16 protein-coding genes and 3 pseudogenes are annotated in these 20,663 nt (G+C 45.1%); 6 read left to right on the top strand and 13 right to left on the bottom strand.

Annotation, left to right across the window (positions count from 1 at the left end):
• Positions 1-257: 257 nt before the first annotated feature.
• The 5 genes from JGK07_RS20845 to JGK07_RS20865 all read right to left on the bottom strand — a co-directional run bounded on the left by JGK07_RS20845 (position 258) and on the right by JGK07_RS20865 (position 7,948).
• Positions 258-2,555: a tyrosine-protein kinase domain-containing protein gene (locus JGK07_RS20845; protein WP_293189342.1), complete on the bottom strand. Its 2,298-nt coding sequence runs from the start codon at positions 2,553-2,555 to the stop codon at positions 258-260.
• Positions 2,556-3,060: 505 nt separating this feature from the next.
• Positions 3,061-4,644, bottom strand: a complete 1,584-nt coding sequence (locus JGK07_RS20850; protein ID WP_293174235.1) for a polysaccharide biosynthesis/export family protein — start codon at positions 4,642-4,644, stop codon at positions 3,061-3,063.
• 131 nt (positions 4,645-4,775) lie between these two features.
• Positions 4,776-5,486, bottom strand: a complete 711-nt coding sequence (locus tag JGK07_RS20855; protein ID WP_293174232.1) for a cyanoexosortase B system-associated protein — start codon at positions 5,484-5,486, stop codon at positions 4,776-4,778.
• On the bottom strand, positions 5,486-6,361 hold the full coding sequence (gene crtB, locus JGK07_RS20860; protein ID WP_293174229.1) for a cyanoexosortase B: 876 nt from the start codon (positions 6,359-6,361) through the stop codon (positions 5,486-5,488). The genes JGK07_RS20855 and crtB overlap by 1 nt, the downstream gene beginning before the upstream one ends.
• A 405-nt stretch (positions 6,362-6,766) precedes the next feature.
• Positions 6,767-7,948, bottom strand: a complete 1,182-nt coding sequence (locus tag JGK07_RS20865) for a DegT/DnrJ/EryC1/StrS aminotransferase family protein (protein ID WP_293174226.1) — start codon at positions 7,946-7,948, stop codon at positions 6,767-6,769.
• A gap of 195 nt (positions 7,949-8,143) precedes the next feature.
• On the opposite strand from JGK07_RS20865, the gene JGK07_RS20870 reads away from it, so the two are divergent.
• Positions 8,144-9,181, top strand: a complete 1,038-nt coding sequence (locus JGK07_RS20870; RefSeq protein ID WP_293197915.1) for an NADP(H)-dependent aldo-keto reductase — start codon at positions 8,144-8,146, stop codon at positions 9,179-9,181.
• Between the two features lie 437 nt (positions 9,182-9,618).
• On the opposite strand, the gene JGK07_RS20875 is transcribed toward JGK07_RS20870, so the two are convergent.
• Together JGK07_RS20875 and JGK07_RS20880 are read right to left on the bottom strand one after the other, a co-directional pair.
• A complete protein-coding gene (locus JGK07_RS20875) occupies positions 9,619-11,580 on the bottom strand; it encodes an ATP-binding protein (RefSeq protein ID WP_293197916.1) in 1,962 nt (653 codons plus the stop codon).
• 227 nt (positions 11,581-11,807) lie between these two features.
• Positions 11,808-12,674 carry a substrate-binding domain-containing protein gene (locus tag JGK07_RS20880; protein ID WP_293174217.1) on the bottom strand — a complete coding sequence of 289 codons (867 nt, stop codon included), beginning with the start codon at positions 12,672-12,674 and terminating at the stop codon, positions 11,808-11,810.
• Positions 12,675-12,933: 259 nt separating this feature from the next.
• On the opposite strand from JGK07_RS20880, the gene JGK07_RS20885 reads away from it, so the two are divergent.
• From JGK07_RS20885 to JGK07_RS20900, 4 genes are all read left to right on the top strand, one after another.
• Positions 12,934-13,458 carry a hypothetical protein gene (locus tag JGK07_RS20885; protein ID WP_293210409.1) on the top strand — a complete coding sequence of 175 codons (525 nt, stop codon included), beginning with the start codon at positions 12,934-12,936 and terminating at the stop codon, positions 13,456-13,458.
• A 457-nt stretch (positions 13,459-13,915) separates the two neighbouring features.
• Positions 13,916-14,188, top strand: coding sequence for a hypothetical protein (locus JGK07_RS20890; protein WP_293174212.1), 273 nt, complete (start codon positions 13,916-13,918; stop codon positions 14,186-14,188).
• A gap of 89 nt (positions 14,189-14,277) precedes the next feature.
• Positions 14,278-14,682 (top strand): hypothetical protein, encoded by a 405-nt coding sequence (locus tag JGK07_RS20895; RefSeq protein WP_293189349.1) that lies wholly within the window; start codon positions 14,278-14,280, stop codon positions 14,680-14,682.
• A 5-nt stretch (positions 14,683-14,687) separates the two neighbouring features.
• Positions 14,688-15,056, top strand: a complete 369-nt coding sequence (locus tag JGK07_RS20900; protein ID WP_293174206.1) for a type II toxin-antitoxin system PemK/MazF family toxin — start codon at positions 14,688-14,690, stop codon at positions 15,054-15,056.
• A gap of 192 nt (positions 15,057-15,248) precedes the next feature.
• On the opposite strand, the gene JGK07_RS20905 is transcribed toward JGK07_RS20900, so the two are convergent.
• Together JGK07_RS20905 and uvrB are read right to left on the bottom strand one after the other, a co-directional pair.
• Positions 15,249-15,572: a DUF4926 domain-containing protein gene (locus JGK07_RS20905; protein ID WP_293174203.1), complete on the bottom strand. Its 324-nt coding sequence runs from the start codon at positions 15,570-15,572 to the stop codon at positions 15,249-15,251.
• Between the two features lie 76 nt (positions 15,573-15,648).
• Positions 15,649-17,661: an excinuclease ABC subunit UvrB gene (gene uvrB, locus JGK07_RS20910; protein WP_293174200.1), complete on the bottom strand. Its 2,013-nt coding sequence runs from the start codon at positions 17,659-17,661 to the stop codon at positions 15,649-15,651.
• A 171-nt stretch (positions 17,662-17,832) separates the two neighbouring features.
• Between uvrB and JGK07_RS20915 the strand changes: the two genes are divergently transcribed.
• Positions 17,833-18,306: a hypothetical protein gene (locus tag JGK07_RS20915; protein WP_293174197.1), complete on the top strand. Its 474-nt coding sequence runs from the start codon at positions 17,833-17,835 to the stop codon at positions 18,304-18,306.
• Positions 18,307-18,507: 201 nt separating this feature from the next.
• Here the strand turns inward: JGK07_RS20915 and JGK07_RS33240 are convergent.
• From JGK07_RS33240 to JGK07_RS20935, 4 genes and pseudogenes are all read right to left on the bottom strand, one after another.
• Positions 18,508-18,702: pseudogene (locus JGK07_RS33240) on the bottom strand (DUF5615 family PIN-like protein); the annotation flags it as partial.
• A gap of 40 nt (positions 18,703-18,742) precedes the next feature.
• Positions 18,743-19,005 (bottom strand): annotated as a pseudogene (locus JGK07_RS33245) (hypothetical protein).
• Positions 18,995-19,951, bottom strand: a pseudogene (locus tag JGK07_RS20930) (ISAzo13 family transposase). The pseudogenes JGK07_RS33245 and JGK07_RS20930 overlap by 11 nt, the downstream one beginning before the upstream one ends.
• 255 nt (positions 19,952-20,206) lie before the next feature.
• Positions 20,207-20,497, bottom strand: a complete 291-nt coding sequence (locus tag JGK07_RS20935; RefSeq protein ID WP_293197918.1) for a helix-turn-helix domain-containing protein — start codon at positions 20,495-20,497, stop codon at positions 20,207-20,209.
• Positions 20,498-20,663: the final 166 nt, after the last annotated feature.

Here is a 20,663-nt window from a genome sequence, read left to right on the forward strand (position 1 = left end):
GCCGGCCAAGAGCGCTGAAGCGCAACTACCTACCTGCCGGCCAAGAGCGCTGAAGCGCAACTACCTACCTGCCGGCCAAGAGCGCTGAAGCGCAACTACGTACCTCTCTCGATCGCAATTTCAAACTGCAAAAAACATTTTTTTTACAGTGCTGTCCCCGCTCGGGAGGTGTATGATACTCGCGATCGGGGACAGCACAACAAATGCAAAACTGAGATGCTCCCGAATGCAATTCAAGTTTAATCAAGTAGCCTGCATTAGTTAAATTTACTATTAATAGCTTTGTTTTTTGACTTTGACTGCTGCGGTAATTGCCTCGATCGCACTTCGATCGCCCCATCGCTCACAGCACTCAAAGGCAACTCGAATTCATCAATATCATTGCGGTACTTCACCGCAATATCAGCACCATTAATAATCGCCCCCAACAGCCGCGGCCCCGATTTGTGCGAATCCTCATCATCAGATTCCAGCAACTGATCCGCAGCCTCAGACAACATACTCGCCAGAGTATAACCAGCCCGCGCCACCAAAATTATACCGTCCGTATAGGGTTCCAGCGTCAGCGCGTCGTTGCACTCGCTCAACGCCGGAGAATCCACTACCACAAAATCAAAGCGATTGCGAACATCCTCAAACAACCTCCGCATTTCGCTCGATTCCAGTACCGCCGAAGCCTGCCGCAAACTGCCCGGACTCGGCACGACATATAGGTTCTCTACCTCTGGAACCAACAAAACGCACTCGCTCATATTGCCGTAATAGTGCAAAGGTTCCACCGCCGCCAGAGGATCCGCAGCTATTTTCAAAGATTCCACATTAGAACCCGATCGCAAATCTGCTTCAATTAACAAAGTCCGTTTACCCGATCGAGCCGACGCAATTGCCAAATTGTAAGCACTAAAACTCTTTCCCTCCAAAGGCGCCGCCGAAGTCAGCAACACCACTTTTACAGGCTTTTCGCCAATTCGGCGTAAATTAGTCCGCAACCGCTCGTAAAACTCTAAATAAGGCGAATTGGGTTCCAAAGCCAGCGGCATCTCCTCCCCATAGGAATCAAACACAATCACTTCAGGCAAAACAGCCAGTATTGGCACCTCTTTTTCCACCAAAGCCGCCCGCACTTCTTCCCAACTGTAAAACTTCCCGTTGAGCATTCCCAACAAAAATATGAACCCGCCGCCCAGCAGCAATCCCACAAATCCGCCCACCGCCAGCATCACCGGCAAACCTTTCTTGTTTGGCGGAACGTCATCAATTTTGGGAGGCTGGGCGACTGTCAAACTCCCCGTTGTCTCAGCTCTCGCCGCCTCAGCATCTACCAAAGCCGCCTGCATCTTATCGTAGAGAGCTTTTTTCAGCGCCACTTGCTGGGCTAACCGCGCTTGTTCTAACTGCTTGTTGGGGATTTTCGCGTATTCCTGGCGCAATTGTCGTTCAGTGTTCTCTACTCCTTTGAGTTGTTCTTGCACCACATCCCGCTGCGTTTGTAAAGCAATCAAACTTTGAGCTAGCTGCTGTCTCGCCGGGTCTAAAGAAGAGTCTATCCGAATTCGATCGGCACTTCTGAGTGGAGCCGCCACCCCGTTCCCCCCGAGCACCTCCGATTGTCGCTGCTGTAACTGCTGCTCAAAAGCTTGTTTTTGTTTGAGCAATTCCACAATTTTCGGGTGTTCCTCCTGCAAGTCGCTACGCAGAATTTTGAGCTGAGATTCGATCGAAAACAGTTGCACTCGCAGTTGTGCAATAATTGGATCGGCAGACAGTGCTTGAGCCACGTAAGCTTGCTCTCCATTCAATCCCAAGCGTTCCTGCAAGCTTTTAATTTGAGCTACTATTGCTCCCAACTGCACCCGGAGTTGCCGCTGCTGCTGTTCGGTGGCGATAATCGCTTGCGGCAAAGTACCGCTCTGAACTGCTAAAATAGAAGTTTCTTCTCGTTTTTCGTAGGATTCAAGTTTTGCTTCCACCTCTCTGAGTTCCTGAGTTACTTTCGGCAAGCGTTGGTTAATTTGGGCGATCGTTTTTCGGACGCTGAAATTATTAGAATTTTCGCTGTAAATCACCATTTCGTTCATCAACGCCTCTGCTCGCTTTTCTGCTTTTTGGCGATCGGCATTTTTGTACGATACTTGAATCAAAGCACTGGGGTCATTACTCTTGGTCGGCATCTTGATCTCCACGCCGTCTTTCAGCTTTTTAGTCAATATTTTTACTTTTTCGTTCAATTCTTCTGAATTTAGTTCTGCTGCTTGTTTATTTAATTTGTTTTCTGCTTTAATGAGTTTTTTGGCGGCTGCTTGGATGACCTGTTGATTGAGCAACTTATCTTTAGTTATTTCTTGTCCTTCCTGTTGAATCTTGGTAGTGGTTGATGAAAAAATCACGGTCGGCTTGCTGTAGGCCAGCGTACCTTTAGCAACGTAAACCGGCGCCTGATTTGGCTGCACGGCAACTACTCCGGACACGCCCACAGTCACCGCAAGAGTGGCTAGTCCCACCCACTTGTATTGGTCAAAAGCAATCAAATAACGTTTGACAACTGATAAAGTCATAACTATTTTAGATTTTAGATTTTAGATTTTAGATTGAAGAATTGCTAACTATAAATCCTAACTAAGTAGGTGATGGAAAAAAAACTATAGCCTTTTGAGCTCCCATCTGAGGTACCAGACGTGCATAATAGGGCATTGGCAAACAGGGCAAACAGGGCATTGGGCCAACAGGGCATTGGGCAAACAGGGCATACCTCATTTTTTTGAGAACCGCTGTAGTATCTTGTCTCGGCGGGTTTAGCTAACAGTCTTTGATAGAAGCGAGTTTACGAGTACAAAACCGCCTCTCCCTAAGCGTGTTTATGTGTAACAACCTACTGAATGACCAATGACCAATGACTGATTTTTGCGATCGGGGACAGCACTGCTGACTAATGACAACTGACAACTTACAACTGAGGGCTGGCACGGGGTACAGCCCCTACCAACTAACAACCAACAACCAACAACTAACAACAACTAACAACTAACCACTAACAACTAACCACTAACAACTAACCACTAACTACCTATTATTATTGTTGTTGGATGGCCCAAACAGATTGTTTACCCCATTTCTCAACTGCTCAAAAAACAGAATAAATCCCAAAGTATCCCGGAATGGTCGAGTAAAGGTATTGAGAACATAACCAATACGCTCTACCAGATTCCGACCAATCACAATCACATCATTATCTTCCAGCATCGGGTTCTGAGAAACATTGCCCTCCAAAGCAGCTTTTGCATCTATCTTGCGGTTGATTGCTCTACCTTGCTTTTGGTCGAACCGGATCAAGGCCATTTTCCGCAAATCAGCCAGATTCACAGGCAAGTTGTTGATAGCATCCAAAAACTTGCTGCCATTTTCTAGGTAAAACGAGGTCAAACTACCACTAGCGTAACTCAAAACTCGAACGTAGATCTTGGGCTTCATCAGCGTAGAACGCGCCACCAAAGCTTTGTCGTAGTCTAGGTTTTTGATACTAGCGTCCAATTCTGGGATGACAATCACATCTCCCGAGGCCAAAGGAAAATCAAACAAATCGTTAGCCTTTGCTAAGGGAGTGTAGAGGTCGAGGGGTTGCTCCACCGAGGAGCCATCCACCAGCGTCCGTCGCACTCGCACGGCTCGTAAATCGGCTTTTCCCGTGACTCCCCCCGCAATCGTCAAAGCGGCGGAAATTCGACCTGAACCCGCCGGAAGCGTGTAAAAACCAGGTTTGCTGACTTCTCCGGTGACTGTGATTTGAACGGGGACAGCGGCAGCGGCTAGGCTGTATCTGGATGCTAAATCTCGATCGGACTTGCGATCGGCTGTAACCTGTTTATACGGTACGACGATCGCATCTCCATCTTCCAAACGCAAATCCGGCGGAGCAATACCAGTTTGCAGCGGCGTCAAAATATCAACAACTTGCTCAGCCACAGCACCACCCGGCAAAGTCCGCCGCACCCGCACCGCCCGCAGTTCAGCCGTCGGAGTCGTCCCAGCAGCAGCAGCCAAAGCCGCCGGAAGCTGCGGAGTTTGCAGCGGATAAAAACCAGGCCTGGCCACTTCCCCCGTCACCGTCACCACTACCGGGCGCTGAACGAGCAAAGCAGCCGAGACTTGAGGATTTTTGATAAATTGAGTAAAGCGCTCGCGGAGGCGCTGCTGTGCTTCTTCGACGGTAAGGCCGCGCACATTTACTGTGCCGATTAGCGGCAGTACAATTACCCCTTCAGGGCTGATTGCACCCGTAAAATTTAGCTCTGGAAAGCGCTGAACTTGAACGGAAATCTGGTCTCCCGGGCCCAGGCGGTACGGCCGATTCCGAAAAGCTGGGTTAATTTCCCTGTTGAAATTAGTAGGTGGCGGTGGCGGTACGCGCAGTGGCTGTGGCGGCACAAGTCGCTCAGAACTAGGAACAACAGATTGGGCTAAAGCCGTTTCTGAAAAAACCTTGCCGTTAAAGCCCCACAATACAGCAGCGAAAGATAGAGTCCAAGCACTTGAATACAGGCCAGCCAAGGAAAAAGCGACGCGATTTCTAATTATGAATTTATCCGGCATTTTGAAATAATAAAAAAGGGTAATATTTTCAATGTTTCGCTGTTTTTTAAGTTTCATCTCCGCAATTCTCAACTATAAATATCTACTCTTGATACCAAATTCGTTTAACTTTTCCTCTTGATTCTTCTAGCCCGCGGAGGCGGTCTTTGTTTGTGTAGAAGCGATTTCAATCGCCCTCTTGATTAAACTCAGAAAATTTCTGCCATTAATTGAGTCTGAACACTTTGGCCCAGAGATTCCAGCAGCGGTTCAACTATCTTAATATCGCCCTGCGGTTGGATGGGAACTATGATACTGACAGCAACCCAAGAGGCGCGGCGGTTCGACAGCCTCGCAATGCTATCTTCCCAAAACCAGCGGCTGGTTGCTGGAGAACCCCCATTAGGCCAAGCGTACCACTGCACGACAGCAAAAGTTTGTTGAGAAGTCCAGCTTCGGAAAAACCTCGTCTCGATAGTAGGTGAGGGCTTGTCGGATGTTGGCGCTAATTTAACTGTAAACCTCAAAGTGCGATGAGAATCTGTTTGCCACCGGTGAAATCCATCAATATCTAGCCATTCTACTTGCGGCTGGTTTTTGGGGGAATTTTGAGGCATTAGCAATAAAATGGCAATTGTTTGATGATTTTTAATTTCTTCAACTAACCATCTGTGTCCGCCAATTTGAAGGTTATTCTGGATGCGGATCACCTCCCAGTCAGGAAGTGTCATCCCGTGTTGGCGCAAACTTTTTAACTGCTTGAGGTTTGTAACTGTTGGCGGATTTGTCCAAGGCCACCTTCCCGTCGCGTAGCCAGGAATTGCTACTCCCGCAACCAGTACCAGCAAAAACACCAGTACCACAATTTTAGATACTTGGTAGCGCCGCAGTAGTTTCCGTGCTGAAATCATTTGTTTCATTAATCGGCAGGCTGGCTTGGGAAATACTTTTCCATCCCGTTGATGAGAAGTACCAATAAGCCTAGTATACAAGCAGAATACAAGTCTCCGCCCCATCCGGCGTGCAACCAAGTAAAAAGTCTCTCTCTGTCGGTTCCGTGAAAGTAAGTCAGCAAAGTGTTGCGGAGAATGTTGGAAGTGATGCTAATGATAGATGTGGCCACTAAAAACAAAATGCTTCTTTTTTGGGAACTCCAAACTCCCGTCCAATCTATCAAAATTAAGCTGACATAAAGACTGGTAAACAGCATTTTTAAGCCTGCACAGTGAGGGGCGACTTCGACAATGCGATCGTTTACGTACAGATAAATTTCTTCGATTCTCACGTTCAGACCGACTTTAATTAAGATCCAGCCTGATACTTGAGCAATGAAGTGCTGTAACGGCAAGGCGTAGGGTTCTATGAGGTAAGGAATGTGATTTGGCGAGGCAAAAAATACGAACAAAAGCGGCATTGCTTGCAATTTTAAGCCGGAAAATCCTTTTAAAGACAAGCAAATACTGGCTAGCATTAGTGGTAGAGATAAATTCACCAAATCGCTTAAGCGACTCAGATAAAAAAGCGTTGCTATTAACAGCAAAAAGCTTCCCAAAGGATGTGGCGAGTCGCCTAAGCGCCGCCAGCAGTTTCGGTTTGTCCAAGCAATATAAGCGGCGTAGGGTAAACCAATTATTCCGTGGCTGAAATATTCGTGTTCGATGCTGATGTTTTTGTTGAACCAGCCGTCGTACCAGTGTACTAGCAGGGGGGCGTAAAGCAGCACTAGGAGTACCGTGATACCTTCCCCCATGAGGTATCGCTTGAGAACAATGCGAATTCGGCGCTGGATTTGCATGGTTTGAGAAGTTTTGACATGGCCGCGCTGGATTCGCAACGCGAAAGCGATTTTGAACGGTGAGTTAAAGATTTGTTAATTCCCAACTCCAACGCTTTGAGATTTCTACTCTATGGCTTGCAACATCCTCACCATAACTTTTATAAACAATTAAGTAAATTAACTTAATTAAAGGTAAAATACCGATCGCTAAACAGTTTACTGTATATAGCCTTTTTCAAAAAGATGAGGTATGACTGACAGCTTATACAACCAGTTAAACTAAGAGGGCCCAAGCCCAACAACGTACCTCATGTTTGTGATAACCGCTATATGTCTTCTTCCATCTAGAGTATTGCGTCTTCCTTCAGTATTGCGTCTTTCTTCTGTCAACTGTCAACTCTTCCTACTGTCAACTGTCAACTGTCAACTGTCAACTGATTTCTCGATCGCCCTTACAACCTGCTCGATCTGAGTATTGCTCAATCCGGGATACATTGGCAAGGATAAAATTTGTTCGCACAGGGTTTCGGTGTGGGGGAAGTCGCCCGGATTGCCTAAGTTTTGGTAGGCTGGTTGCAGGTGGCAAGGTACGGGATAGTGGATGCCTGTTTGGATGCCTTCTCGGGTGAGATGTTCCTGAAGGGTGTTGCGGGCGATCCTCTTCGTTGGCGTAGCCCCCGTAGGGGAGGGCTTCCGTAACGGGCTTTTGTCAGTAATCTGGATTACGTAGAGGTGATAAATGTGACCTGTGCCGCTGTGATTGGCGATCGGTACAATGCCTTTGGGTTTCAGGGGTTCTAGTAGAGTATTGTAGTATTGAGCGGCGTCGGTGCGATCGCGATTCCATTTTTCCAAGTAAGGCAATTTCAAATTGAGCACGGCGGCTTGCAAATTATCGAGGCGGCTGTTGGTGCCGATTTCTGCGTGCAAATATTTGCTGGGTGCTCCGTAATTGCGGAGAGTTCGCATTTTTTGTGCGATTTCTGCATCGTTAGTAATTAACATCCCACCATCGCCAAAACAGCCGAGGTTTTTGCTGGGATAAAAGCTGAATGCTGCTGCTTTACCAAAGGAACCTGCACGGTATCCTTCTCTTTCGGCTAAATGGGCTTGTGCCGCATCTTCAAATATCATTAATTTGTGGCGGCTAGCAAAATCTAAAACTTCCCTAGGCGATACCATTTGACCGTAGAGGTGTACGGGGATAATTGCTTTAGTTTTTGAGCTGACTGCTGTTTCGGCTGCTGTGAGGTCAATCAGGGCGGTTTCCGGGTCACAATCTACCAGAATAGGTACTGCTTTGGCTTGAATCACACCAATTATAGTAGCGATAAATGTGTTGGCTGGGAGGATGATTTCGTCGCCCGGATGGATGCCACAAGCTTGGAGTCCAAGGGCGATCGCATCAGTTCCACAAGCCACTCCTACGCCGTATTTTACTCCAGAAGCTGCTGCAAAGGCTGTTTCAAATTCTGCCAGTGCTTCACCTAAAATAAAGTCTCCGTGCTGGATAATTGTTGCAAGTGTTGCTGCTATTTGAGATTCGATTGGTTGGTGTTGCAGGTAAAGGTTTACAAATGGAACTTTTGGCTGGCGACTGCTCATACATCGGAGGGAGAGTAATTATTTATATTAGCACTTAATTGCGGAGATATTTTATTTTTTTTAACCGCAGAGGGCGCAGAGATCGCAGAGAAAAAGAGGAATAGAGGAGAAAGCCGATCTCACTTTTCTGAGCTGTATATTAAATCAAGGTTTTTCGGTAAGATAGAATTAGATAATTTTTCGGCAATTGAGATCGTGGAATACAAAAAACTAGGTAACAGCGACTTATTAGTATCTGAAATCTGTTTGGGTACGATGACTTACGGCCAGCAGAATACGGTTGCAGAAGCGGCTGAACAGCTCGATTTTGCGATCGCCCGAGGCATCAACTTTATCGATACGGCAGAAATGTATCCGGTGCCGGGAAAACCCGAAACTCAGGGCAAAACCGAGGAATATATCGGCGAATGGTTGGCGCGACAGCAGCGGGATAAAGTCATTATAGCTACTAAAGTGGCGGGGAGAAGCACTCGATTGAAGTGGATTAGGGAAGGGAAAAATCAGATCGATCGCCCAAATGTCGAAAAAGCCCTGAACGACAGCCTGAAGCGCCTGCAAACAGACTACATCGACCTCTATCAGATCCACTGGCCCGATCGCTACGTGCCCCTATTTGGTGCGCCAGATTACGACATCGCCCAAGAACACGAAACCGTACCGATTTTGGAACAATTAGAGGTATTTGCTGACTTAATTAAAGCTGGCAAAATTCGCTATTTGGGTTTGAGCAACGAAACGCCTTGGGGAGTTTGCGAGTTTTGCGAATTAGCCGAAAAACACGATTTGCCGAAGGTTATTTCGATTCAGAATGCTTTCAGTTTGAGCAATCGGACTTTTCACATGAATTTGGCAGAAACTTGCAGATTTAAAAATGTGGGATTGATGGCTTACAGTCCTTTGGGATTCGGACTTTTAACGGGTAAATATCTAAATGGAATCCCAGAAAATTCCCGACTGTCTTTATTCGCAGGATTCGGTCAGCGTTACGATAAAACTAATCTGAACGATGCCGTGAAAGCCTATGTTGAGATTGCGCGATCGCACGGTTTGAGTCCGGCGCAAATGGCTTTGGCTTATGTGCGATCGCGTTGGTTCGTAACTAGCACAATTATCGGTGCAACATCGATCGCACAACTTGAGGAAAATCTTAGCAGTTTGGAGGTGACTCTCGATCGAGATATCGTAGCAGAAATCAATTCGGTACACGCGAATTATCCCAATCCCACGCCGTAATCCTTATTAGTAGGTTGCGGTTAAGTGATATAGCCTCCGCTCGAATGACCGCAATCAGTAAGGTTCGTAGTGCGGACTTCAGTCCGCAGCCCAAACACAAAATGAAGGGCAATACGAACCGTTTTTGTTAAGGTTAAATCATATCATTTTCGCTGGAATCGCCATCCTAAAATTGGTTCGCTAGTTCGGATTTTATATCGTTTCCGGTAGCATCGGAATTATATATTTGAATCGTTCAGTGCGAGCGTCTCGCTCGCGATCCACTCGCGAGCGAGACGCTCGCACTACATAATTCGGATGCTACCGGATTTGATTTTATTCCTCAGGTGAATGCGGACTAAAGTCCTCACTACAGACCTTCAGAGCAATTGCTAATTGCCAATTATCAATTACCTAAGCGTAACTCATGTTACACCATAAGTGCTATAATTATTTCCCTAATGAACTTGATGGTTGCCCGATATTGGCAGCTCGATGATAAATTTTGTGCCGCAGTTTGGTGCAGTATCGCACCATAATTTTCCGCCATGCTTTTCAGCAATTATCTGATAGCTAATAGATAAGCCTAACCCGGTTCCCTTTCCCACTGGCTTGGTGGTGAAGAAAGGGTCAAATAGGCGCGATCGCACATTCTCTGGAATACCTGCACCATTATCGGCAAACACTATCTGCACTTGATTTGGTTCCGTGCGAGAGGTAGTAATGCAGATCGTGTTCGGGTTGGTGGCAATCTGATCGAAACTGCGCCCTCGGTTGCTCTCCTCCAAGGCGTCAATCGCATTTACTAGCAGGTTCATAAATACTTGGTTGAGTTGTCCTGCATAGCATTCTACCTGCGGCAAATCGCCATATTGTTTTACGATCTCAATGGTTGGGTGTTGTGCTGTCGCTTTGATGCGGTGTTGCACAATCATTAATGTGTTATCAATGCCTTCATGCAGATTGACAAACTTCAATTCTGCTTGATCCAGGCGAGCAAAATTGCGGAGCGAAATTACAATTTCCCGAATGCGATCGGAGCCTACTTGCATCGAATGCAGTACCTTGGTGAGATCTTCACTCAGAAAATTTAGATCCACATCATCTAGTTCTGTTTGCAGCGATTGGGGAGGGTTCGGATAGTGCTGTTGATATGAATTGAGCAATCGCAGCAGTTCTTGTGTATATTGATTGACGTATGTGATGTTGCCGTGAATAAAGCTAACTGGATTGTTGATTTCATGGGCTACGCCTGCTACCATTTGCCCTAGTGCTGACATTTTTTCACTCTGCACCATCTGACTCTGGGTACGATGCAATTCTTTCAGCGTGCTTTCTAATTGCTGCATTTGTTGGCTTAGTTGTCGATCGCGATTTGTTAGCTCTTGTGCCATAACGTTAAATGATTGTGCCAGAATCCCCACTTCATCTTCGTTGTTGACTGGAATGCGAGTCGTTAAGTCGCCTTGGGCTAATTGCTGGGTTGCTTGGGTTAGGCTTTGAATCCGACGCCCCAGAGATTGGGTGATGCGAAATCCCCAGAGTGTCACTCCCGTCACCAGGAAACTTCCCAGCAGCCCAAAGCCACCCACCACAAACCACAACTTTTGTTCTGCTTGTTCGGTTTGTATGACAGACTTGAGTACGGCGATTTTGAGGGTTGCGCGATCGAATCCTGGTAGCCCGATCGTTTTAATCAAGTAGTTTTCGCCTGCAATCTTTGCGACTTTAGGTAGAGATTCAGGCTGGGGAGCTTGCCAGGGTCGATCGCGATTAAGCTGTAAAGTAGAAGCAGTTATGCGATCGCCCTGGAATGCAACTAAGTGCATGGATGTGTTACCGCGAATTTGCTGAAGTAGTGCGTCGTCAATCGCACCCCCCACAACCAAACCAGCCAAAATTTGTGTAGAAGATTTGATCGAGATCAATCCCACCAGGGAGGGTACAGCCCCTTTTTCTGCCAGCAGAATGCCCGATAAACTTAGTCCAGCACGAGCCGCACGATTGATGGCAGTATCTTCTAATATTGCTTGTGTCAGTGCTCCCTGCTGCGAAGATACTAAGAGTTCACCATTTGTGTCTACGATTCTGATCAAATCCAGTTTTAAGGATGCCTGGATTGGTAACATGGTACGGAGCAATAAAGGGCGATCGCCCGCAGCAACGGCCCTGATTACATTCCTGTCCTCGCTCACCCAACGAGCTTTTAAGTAGAGCAATTCTTGCTTTTGCTTCAGATCTTGTTGGAGTAAAGTAGCCCTATCTTCTATCTCCTTGTGCGCCGTTTGTTCTAAGTTCTTTCTGGCAAAATAACCAAAGCCCAGGGTTCCGAAAGTCCACAGGCTAACGAATGCCACCAACAAAGGAGACAACAGCTTGACTGAGATTGGGAGTCGCACATATCTGAAGCCCTGTAACATATCTACTTCAACCTAGGATTGAGTGTAGCTAAAACCATGTAGTGTCAATTTAAACGTCAAGTTGTTTAATAAATCTAGCTTACCGCGCACTCTCGATACCAGTAAATATTCCTTAAAAAGGGGGAATCGATCGTCTAGTCCCTTCTTAACAAAGCTGGATAGAGAAGGATCGAGAAGATTGTTAACTCATCAGTAAGCTGACACTAGGTTCGCAGCTCAAGTTGATGCTATTTACTAACAACAAACCCAGACTTCTCCAAAGCAGTGGTTCCTGACGGGCTAAAAATGTATTTAATCAGTCCTTGAGTAGACTCCGAAGCATTTTTATGCCAAAGAATTTCGATCGGGCGTACCATTTGATATTTGCCTGCTTTGACATTTTCGGCTGTAGGCTCAACATTGTTGAGACTAAGACGGTTTACGGGTAGTTTATGGGAAATGGCGTAAGCCAGGGAAAAAGTACCGATGCTGTAGGGAGTGCTTTGAATCGCCTCGATTAATTCTCCTTCTTTGCGGAACACTACTGCTTGCGGTGAACTCTTCAAATCTTTTCCGAGATAGTGTTTGCGGAGGAGGCGTTTGGCAGATTCATCTTCTGGGCGATCGAGTACCACAATCTTAGCATCGGGCCCGCCCAGTTTTTTCCAGTTGGTCAAGGTGCCGCTGTAAATGGCTTTGAGGTCTTTAGTGGTCAGGTTTTTCACCCCTTTGACGCTGGGATGAGTAGCAACGAGAAGGGCATCGTGGGCGACTTCACGAAACTCTAATGTGCCATCATTTTCCTCGGGCTTTAATGTTTTAGAAATTGCACCAATATCAATAAGTTGTTGTTTGACTCCTGCAATCACTGTTTCAGATTGTCCCGGCTCTAACTGAGTAATTTTGGTGTTTTGGGAGGTGGATTCATAATTAGTCGCTAGCGTCTGAATCACACCTATTGTGCTGCTTGAACCTCCGATTTTGAGCGAGGCATCAGTTGGCGCTGCTGCCGTTGCAACCGTTGTAGCCGTGGAGGTACTGGCGTTTGTTGAGCAACTGGGCAAGCCAAAAAGTGCGATCGCGCCTAAAGTCAGGATTAATAAATTCCGTTTCATAGTATACAATTATTGGGTAATATTGTCAGCTTGCTAAATTTTTCATCAAACCAAACAGCAATCATTTTTTTGTGCTTCCCTGACTTGGCCTTACACTAACATAAATACCGAAAAGTGGCGATCTATTTAAAAATTCTTTACAAACTTGTGTATAGTCGAAGCGTTTGAGCAAAAATCTGTAAGTGCGATCGAATATCATATATTTTCATACTTTTGCATAATCGGGAGAGCGCGAAGTTCTAACATAGGAGTAGCAGCCATGAATAGCGGTCAAAAATTTAATTTTAAATTAGGAGAGCGTTTCTTAGAAGACTGGGCAGAACCTCCAGAAGATCCATTAGGAGAGCTTTCTCATTTTGAAATGGGATGGCGATGTTTCTGTTTTGAATACAACCATAAAGTTTTCATAGAAATAGGTGATGCTCAAAAAGAGGTGTTTTTAGATCCAGATGTCTGTATGATGATTGACAATTACTTTCCCAAGGAAATTGCGAAGCTATCGCAAGGTAAACCAATAGAAATAGACTTTGGTGAGAGTTGGTTTACTATTATGTTGCTACCGATCGACAATAAGATTAACTGCACTTGGATCGAGTTTGGGACTTCGTGCTGGGAAAAGGTGTTTGAATGCGATCGCACTCAAGTATTAGATACCCTCAGAGGATTTTTGACGGAAGTGATGCAGCTAGCTGTAGATCAGGGTTTCATCACGCTGTTCGAGAAGGAGGAGTTTATTCATCCGGCTTTTGCTAGCAGTACGGATGCTGTGGTATTGAGCAAGTAGTTGGTTTTTGGTGGTGTTTTGGGCGATCGCCCTTGACGCAGAGGAAATGGGATAGAGGAGCGATCTAAACTTTAGCATACCTAACTCAACAATCTTTCAAGTCATTATTCCCAATATTGGGAAAATTTCCCAGATTGGATTGACGCTGATATCAGGTAGAGAGGTTTATATTTATCGATATTCGGCACAAAATATAGTTGCCAATTCTGCTGGCCAGTGTTAAAGTCTTAAAAGACAAAAGAAGACAAAAACTCCTCAAATTGCCAAGTATAAGAACTCTCTAATGTCTTGTATTTTTTGCAATCTTGGATTTTTCGCAATACCGAATCCTATCCTGATACGAAAAAGGCCCGCCTGAACTACTAATTCAGACAATGCCCTCGTTTTAGCTAGGTAGCTAAGTTGATTTGACCTGTAAACGTCAGACCCACACAACTAAACCCAACTTTTGAAATATATGTTCGACAATTATAACCCACAAGATGGACTATTGTATGCCAAGCATAGCCTGACTCCGATCTTCTCTGCTTTGGAGGAGTTAAACCCCGCTTGGGCAGAGTGTATCCGCAGTCTGCTTGATGACAAGGACGAAACTATCCAAGAACAGCGACAGGAAATAGATGACTTGAAGTACGAACTTGATTGTCAGCCAAATCCTTGGGATAACGATGGTTCATCACACGCAGATTGTCACGATCGCGAATATGTTACGGATAGACTAGGAATTTAACAAAAAGCCGATCGCCCTTACCATCCAAAAAATAAGACAATGGTAAAGGGCGATCGCCCTTCACCCTAAAATCTTTCTCCACTAAACCCATGAGTACAATTCGCTTACAACTAGCCGAATACTTGAAATGTCGAGGCTTCACCCCCGAAAACTTAATCGAAGCTGTCGGCGAAACACTCAATCCTGAAACCGTATACCAACTGATCGAAAAAGCAGAAAACCTCAGCCACCTAGACTTATCCGTCTTAGCCGCCATTATAGATGGCTTGAGCAAACTCAATGGTTTTCCAGTCGGTATCGCAGAAGTGCTTATGTTTTTTCCTGACATTTCCGAGGAAGCATTGGCAAAATCGCCTTGGCGCCAACTTTACCTCGTCGATAATGAAATTCCCCCCTATGATTGGGGAGATGTAGATCCGATGAAACTTGGTCAACCTGTGCGCTATATACCGGGAGTAGGTGCCGTTATTCTTGAAGACGAAAGGGTAAAGTAATAAGCGTGACTAATACATTCAACATCCGCGATATTTTACTCGTTGATTTCCCTCCTCAAACGCCTGCACTGCACGAACAACAAGGAAGACGCCCTGCTGTAGTAGTGGGGAGCCCAAGCGACACAGGTACGATCCGTTTTGAGCTTGTGATTGTTGTGCCGATTACCAGACAATCAGGAGATTGGACTGCACAAAATCCAATTTTATACCCAAGTCTTCGGGCAGGAGTGGGAAATCTAACTGCCGACTCGATAGTATTGCTGGATCAAGTACGCACTGTAGATATCCGGCGAATATTGCGGTATCTTGGCAGTTTAACCGCAGAAGAGTATCAGCCGATCGCAAATGGACTCAAGCTAATGTTCGGCTTTTAAATTATCCATTAATAACCTAACAGTCGATCGCGCAAATTCTTAATGCGATCGCCCTTCCCATTCATCTATATAATAGGTCGATATAATAGGTCGATCGGAATTTATGCACTCCGACAAAGAAACCGGGTTTTTAACGAATTTACTCGCCACAACGAAGTATTTTCACAAAAACCCGGTTTCTGGGCCCATGCGTCAGTTGTATAATCGCAACTGATGCGGATAAACCGTTTCAACACCTATCGTTTCCATAAATGATTCTGGTTCATCCTGAGTTGCGGTAACAAAATCTCCGCCAACTTCTGCTTTCACCCATCCGCCAAATAACTCGACTAAATAGGCTTCACCGTTTTTGAATACCTCAACAATTGCCCCGGCTGTTTCTGGCGGTGCAATCTCGCCATCACCGAGGGCGACTGCTTCGGTTAAACATACTGCATCGAATAACTGAAATTTGCTCATTGCTCCCCATTCTTCAACCCGCGAAGGCGGGTTTTGTTCGTGTAGACGCGGTTTCAACCGCCGAGTTTAATATACATCAAAAGCCTATTTTGAACAGGCAAGATGCCTGTTCCACGGTAAATATGGTCGATATCTAATGCCCTAACAGTTTATCCCGCAGATGCTTAATTCGATCGCGCAATTTACCCGCCTCCTCAAACTCCAACTTCTTCGCCGCCGCCTTCATCTGCGTCTCCAACCGCCCGATTAACTGAGGAATCTCGTCCAAAGATAACTCATCCACCTGTTCGTAAACCTCCTCCAACTGCTGCGAGTTCAGCTTGCGCGACACATCCAGAAACGCCAGAATCGCATTAGTCGATCGCTTTTTCGCGATCGGCTGCGGCGTAATCCCGTGCATCTTATTGTACGCTAGCTGAATCCCCCGGCGCCGATCCGTTTCGTCGATCGCCTTAACCATACTATCAGTCAAATTATCCGCGTACAAAATAGCCTGTCCCTGCACGTGGCGCGCCGCCCGCCCAATCGTTTGAATCAAAGAACGTTCCGATCGCAAAAACCCCTCTTTATCCGCATCCAAAATCACCACCAGCGACACTTCCGGCAAATCCAAACCTTCCCGCAACAAGTTGACGCCAATCAACACATCAAACTTGCCATCCTGCAAATCTTGAATAATTTCGATGCGTTGAATCGACTGAATTTCCGAGTGCAAATACCGGACTCTAATCGCCCTTTCCTGCAAATATTCAGTTAAATCCTCCGCCATCCGCTTCGTCAAAGTCGTCACCAAAACTCGCTCGTCCCGAGTGACTCTCTGCTTAATTTCCCCCAACAAATCGTCAATTTGTCCTTCCGTCGGGCGCACGAAAATTGTCGGATCGACGACTCCCGTAGGGCGAATTACTTGCTCGGCAACTCTCCCTTCCGAGATTTCCATTTCCCAATTCCCCGGAGTCGCAGAAACAAAGATGCACTGATTCTCTTTTGCCCAGAACTCCTCTGCTTTCAAAGGGCGGTTGTCAGCAGCACTTGGCAAGCGAAAACCATGTTCGATCAATACTTTTTTCCGCGCTTGGTCGCCGTTGTACATTCCCCGAATTTGCGGCACTGTGACGTGGGATTCATCTACTACCAACATCCAATCTTTCGGAAAATAATCAATCAAACATTCGGGCGGTTCTCCGGCATTTCGGCCTGCTAAATGCCGCGAATAATTCTCTACTCCGTTACAGTATCCAACTTCCCGCAGCATTTCCAAATCGTAGCGAGTGCGCTGTTCTATCCGCTGCGCTTCTAATAGTTTCCCTTCTTTTTCAAATGCTAGCAGCCTGTCTTCTAATTCGAGTTCTATTCCTTGGCAAGCTGCCTCTAATTTATCATCAGCAGTCACAAAGTGGCGCGCAGGATAAATATTTAAAGCCGTTGTACTTTGGATGATTTTACCAGTTACGGGGTCAACGTAGCGAATGGCATCGATTTCGTCGCCGAAGAATTCGACGCGAATAATTCGATCTTCGTAGGCGGGGCCGATTTCTACAACATCGCCTTTGACTCGAAATTTGCCTCTACCTAAATCTAGGTCGTTGCGGCTGTATTGGACGTTGACTAAATCTCGCAATATTTGCCGCTGGTTGACTTCCATTCCTACTTGCAAAGGGATAGCAGCTTTCAGGTATTCTGCGGGCATTCCCAAACCGTAAATGCAGCTAATTGATGCTACGACAATTACGTCGCGGCGTTCAAAGAGCGATCGCGTGGCGGAGTGTCGCAGCATATCGATCTCATCGTTAATTGCTGCGGTTTTTTCAATAAAAGTATCGCTGACGGCGATGTATGCTTCAGGTTGGTAGTAGTCGTAATAACTGACAAAGTATTCGACTGCATTGTTGGGGAAAAAATTGCGGAGTTCGTTGCACAGTTGAGCGGCCAGGGTTTTGTTGTGTGCTAAGACTAAGGTGGGTCTACCGATTTTTTCGATCGCCGAGGCAATGGTGAAGGTTTTGCCCGTACCTGTGGCACCGAGTAAGGTTTGAAATCGATCGCCCGCTTGGATGCCTTTGACGAGTTGGGCGATCGCTAGCGGTTGGTCGCCCGTGGGATCGAAGGGCGCTTGCAATTGAAAAGATGCTGCCGCAGTTACCATAGGAAAATGTCGCTATTACCGATAAATTTTAACAAAAATTCAGAGATTCTGCAATTTCGTTAAGAAAATAGTTAAACTTTATAATATTATTTTAATTATCGGTTCAAATAGAAAGCAGAAAGCCCAGAAAAGCAGTTGTCCGAACCCAGTAATCAGCAAGGAAAAAAAATTATGGCTCTCACACCCAAAGACAAAGTCAAAGCGAGCCCCCGCGGCGGCAAAGGCACTACCAAGGCCCTACCACCCGCCAGCGAAGCCAAATCAGCGGGCATTCAACTTTATCAGCCGCAACTCCTACATGACAACCGCCCCGTCGGCCCAAACGATTTTACCATCAGCGAGACAGTCTCGATCTCGGGGAATCGCCCGATCGGCGCTAGCACCCTGCACATCAGCGAAACCTACGGCACTGTAGGCAATCGCCCGATCGAAGCCAGCGACTTTGAAGTGGTGGCTACACTCGGCAGACGCCCGATCGGCTCCAGCGCCATGCAAGTCAGCGAAATGTTCAGTATGTCCGGTGCGCGCCCTATTGCGATCAGCAATCTGCACATTGATGAAGTTTACTCCACCATGGGAGGCAACCGGCCAATTGCTTCCAACGACATTGACGACAGCTCGACCTTAATGGGATTTTTAGATTAATTATTCATTGGTCATTAGTTATTAGTTTTTCACTATTAACTCTATTAACTAATGACTAAAAACACATTTTTAGAGAAGTTTGTGACCAAGGAGATTGATAATTGGAAAACTCGAAAGTAATTTATAGCGGTTCTCAGAAAGATTCGCGGACGTTGTTGGGATGCGAGCCCTCTTTGTCTGGGAGGTTATGTAAGCTGTCTGTCATACCTCATCTTTTTGAGAAAGGCTATATTTTATCCTACCAATTTCCACAATATTTTCGCCATTATTAAATAGCTCAATTGCGTCAGGAAAAGCACGAGTAAAAATACGATGCAAATCTTTATTCGTAATGTTGCCACAGGTTAGCCAAAGAATTTGAGGCGGTTTGCCAAGGCTAATTACTAAATCAACAAAATCCCTATCCTTAGGACTGAAAAATTAATAACTTCATTATCTACTCATTTGTCGGAACAGCACGGTAATTCCATTTTGGCAAATATTCATCAAAAATAATTTTCATTGTATTCTTAAATCCATCTGCTACTTTTCTACCAGTTTTATAAATTTTATCAAGCACATTTACCACCACAGAAAGTCCGGTTTTGTGTGGGTTTTTTTCATGAGCTCTTTGACAAACTCAACAGAAGTAAAAATCACTCCTTGACAAGCTCTCGTTACATGAGGAAATAAGCGATGCTCTATTGGATTATACTCCAATGTATAGGGAGGATAATGTGCTATTCTGATTTCTATATGGAGCTACGTTGACTAATTTTTGCAAATCCGATTTAAAGATATAGTGATTAGAATTATTACTGCCACCTCCATCGCATTTAATCAAGATTGAACTTGCTTGAGGGTAGAGATAGATTCCGTAATTTATCCACCATGATTTAATCGATTCACAAGCAAATTCACTCGTATCTTTACTAATACCTAGGGTTAAATATCCTCGGTTATGTTGCACATCATAAATTCCATGAGGTACTATTTTGCCCTCAGCCAAACTGAAAAAGTCATGGTCAAGTGTGGTAACTGTTTCGGTAGTATACAGAGTTCCTGAGCGATATAAATTTTCAATAAATTCCTTTTTTTTGGTATCCATGCTAATGATAGGATTTCCCTGTAACTCATACTCTTCAGTGATTCTGGCAAGATTTTCAAATTGTTCGTTACGATTCTTTGTTATTCCTGTTTTTTTTTTTTTTTGAGCTTAACGTTTCACATATCCGTGCTTTTTTAATAATTTTTTGACAACCGTTACACTGACTGTTATGCCATGAACTTTCAGACCTTCAACTATTTCTTCTTGAGTGAGATTAGTCCATTTAATTTTCTCATCCATTGGGCTGCCTGCTGTATAATGTTTTAACACTTCTAAAAAACTTTCATTCAAGCCAGGTATCAGAGACTCGCTAGTTTTTCTTCCTCCTCCTTTTTGACGAATTCTGTGTCCCTCAAAAGTAGTCTCTGATTCACTTTTTAATTCCTTAATGCCTTTGGCTATTGTATTTCTGTCTGCTGCCAAAATTCGGGATATGTAACTAATTCCACCATAACCAAGTTTTTCGGCTTCTATTGCTGCATATCTTCGTCGATCTTTTTCAGATAGAGATTGATAAAGTTTCCGCATCTGAGCAGTAATTTCAGAGGAGTAATACATAAATTTACCTGAACAAAATGAAGGAAATTAACTAACCAATTATTAGGGAAACAAAGAAGGTGAACATCGAATAAGGATCAGTTTTGACCACCAGAATGAAATGTTACATCCTTTGTAATCACTCATTTGTTTATTATACCTTGCTTGTGTTATTAAATTTTCATTCCTAAGGATGAGTTTTGACCACAAAATGAAATGTTACATCCTTTGCAATCACTCATTTGTTTATTATACCTTGCTTGTGTTATTAAATTTTCATTCCTTATCCCGTCGCTCAAAGAAATTGATAAACGCTCTAGACAAGTTTAGCGACACCGATTGCAACACTTGGCTATAAGGTTCAGCCAACCATCCAAACTCTTTTTTGAGAGCAGGTAGACGGTCGTTTCTCCCTTCCTGGGATACCCCTTTACCAGTTTCTTTATAAAGTTGATTGGTCATGGCTAACGAATTATTCCAAAACCAACGGGCACAGCCGAATGCTTTTGATAGCGCTACTTGCTGCTCATCGTTAGGATAAATTCGTACCTTGACTGCGTGTTTCATGTCTCTATCTTACTACGAAAAACTTAAATCAGTAAATAAATATTCTAGGTGGAAGGCAAAGCTAATTGGCTGTTGGATCGGGGAGTTCCAACAGCCGCGCTATCCATCCCCACCGTGTAGACGGATGGGGAATTCCGCTAATCAGTTAAATTTTGATTGTTCCCAG

The organism is Microcoleus sp. PH2017_24_DOB_U_A, from assembly GCF_020738205.1.
Classification (GTDB): Bacteria; Cyanobacteriota; Cyanobacteriia; order Cyanobacteriales; family Microcoleaceae; genus Microcoleus.

What these genes read in the sequence shown, in the direction of transcription:
- crtB (WP_293174229.1), bottom strand. Translation starts at nt 6,361, where the DNA reads ATGCAAATCCAGCGCCGAATTCGCATTGTTCTCAAGCGATACCTCATG.
- JGK07_RS20895 (WP_293189349.1), top strand. Translation starts at nt 14,278, where the DNA reads ATGAGTACAATTCGCTTACAACTAGCCGAATACTTGAAATGTCGAGGC.
- JGK07_RS20890 (WP_293174212.1), top strand. Translation starts at nt 13,916, where the DNA reads ATGTTCGACAATTATAACCCACAAGATGGACTATTGTATGCCAAGCAT.
- JGK07_RS20880 (WP_293174217.1), bottom strand. Translation starts at nt 12,674, where the DNA reads ATGAAACGGAATTTATTAATCCTGACTTTAGGCGCGATCGCACTTTTT.
- JGK07_RS20845 (WP_293189342.1), bottom strand. Translation starts at nt 2,555, where the DNA reads ATGACTTTATCAGTTGTCAAACGTTATTTGATTGCTTTTGACCAATAC.
- uvrB (WP_293174200.1), bottom strand. Translation starts at nt 17,661, where the DNA reads ATGGTAACTGCGGCAGCATCTTTTCAATTGCAAGCGCCCTTCGATCCC.
- JGK07_RS20875 (WP_293197916.1), bottom strand. Translation starts at nt 11,580, where the DNA reads ATGTTACAGGGCTTCAGATATGTGCGACTCCCAATCTCAGTCAAGCTG.
- JGK07_RS20850 (WP_293174235.1), bottom strand. Translation starts at nt 4,644, where the DNA reads ATGAAACTTAAAAAACAGCGAAACATTGAAAATATTACCCTTTTTTAT.
- JGK07_RS20865 (WP_293174226.1), bottom strand. Translation starts at nt 7,948, where the DNA reads ATGAGCAGTCGCCAGCCAAAAGTTCCATTTGTAAACCTTTACCTGCAA.
- JGK07_RS20935 (WP_293197918.1), bottom strand. Translation starts at nt 20,497, where the DNA reads ATGAAACACGCAGTCAAGGTACGAATTTATCCTAACGATGAGCAGCAA.
- JGK07_RS20915 (WP_293174197.1), top strand. Translation starts at nt 17,833, where the DNA reads ATGGCTCTCACACCCAAAGACAAAGTCAAAGCGAGCCCCCGCGGCGGC.
- JGK07_RS20855 (WP_293174232.1), bottom strand. Translation starts at nt 5,486, where the DNA reads ATGAAACAAATGATTTCAGCACGGAAACTACTGCGGCGCTACCAAGTA.
- JGK07_RS20885 (WP_293210409.1), top strand. Translation starts at nt 12,934, where the DNA reads ATGAATAGCGGTCAAAAATTTAATTTTAAATTAGGAGAGCGTTTCTTA.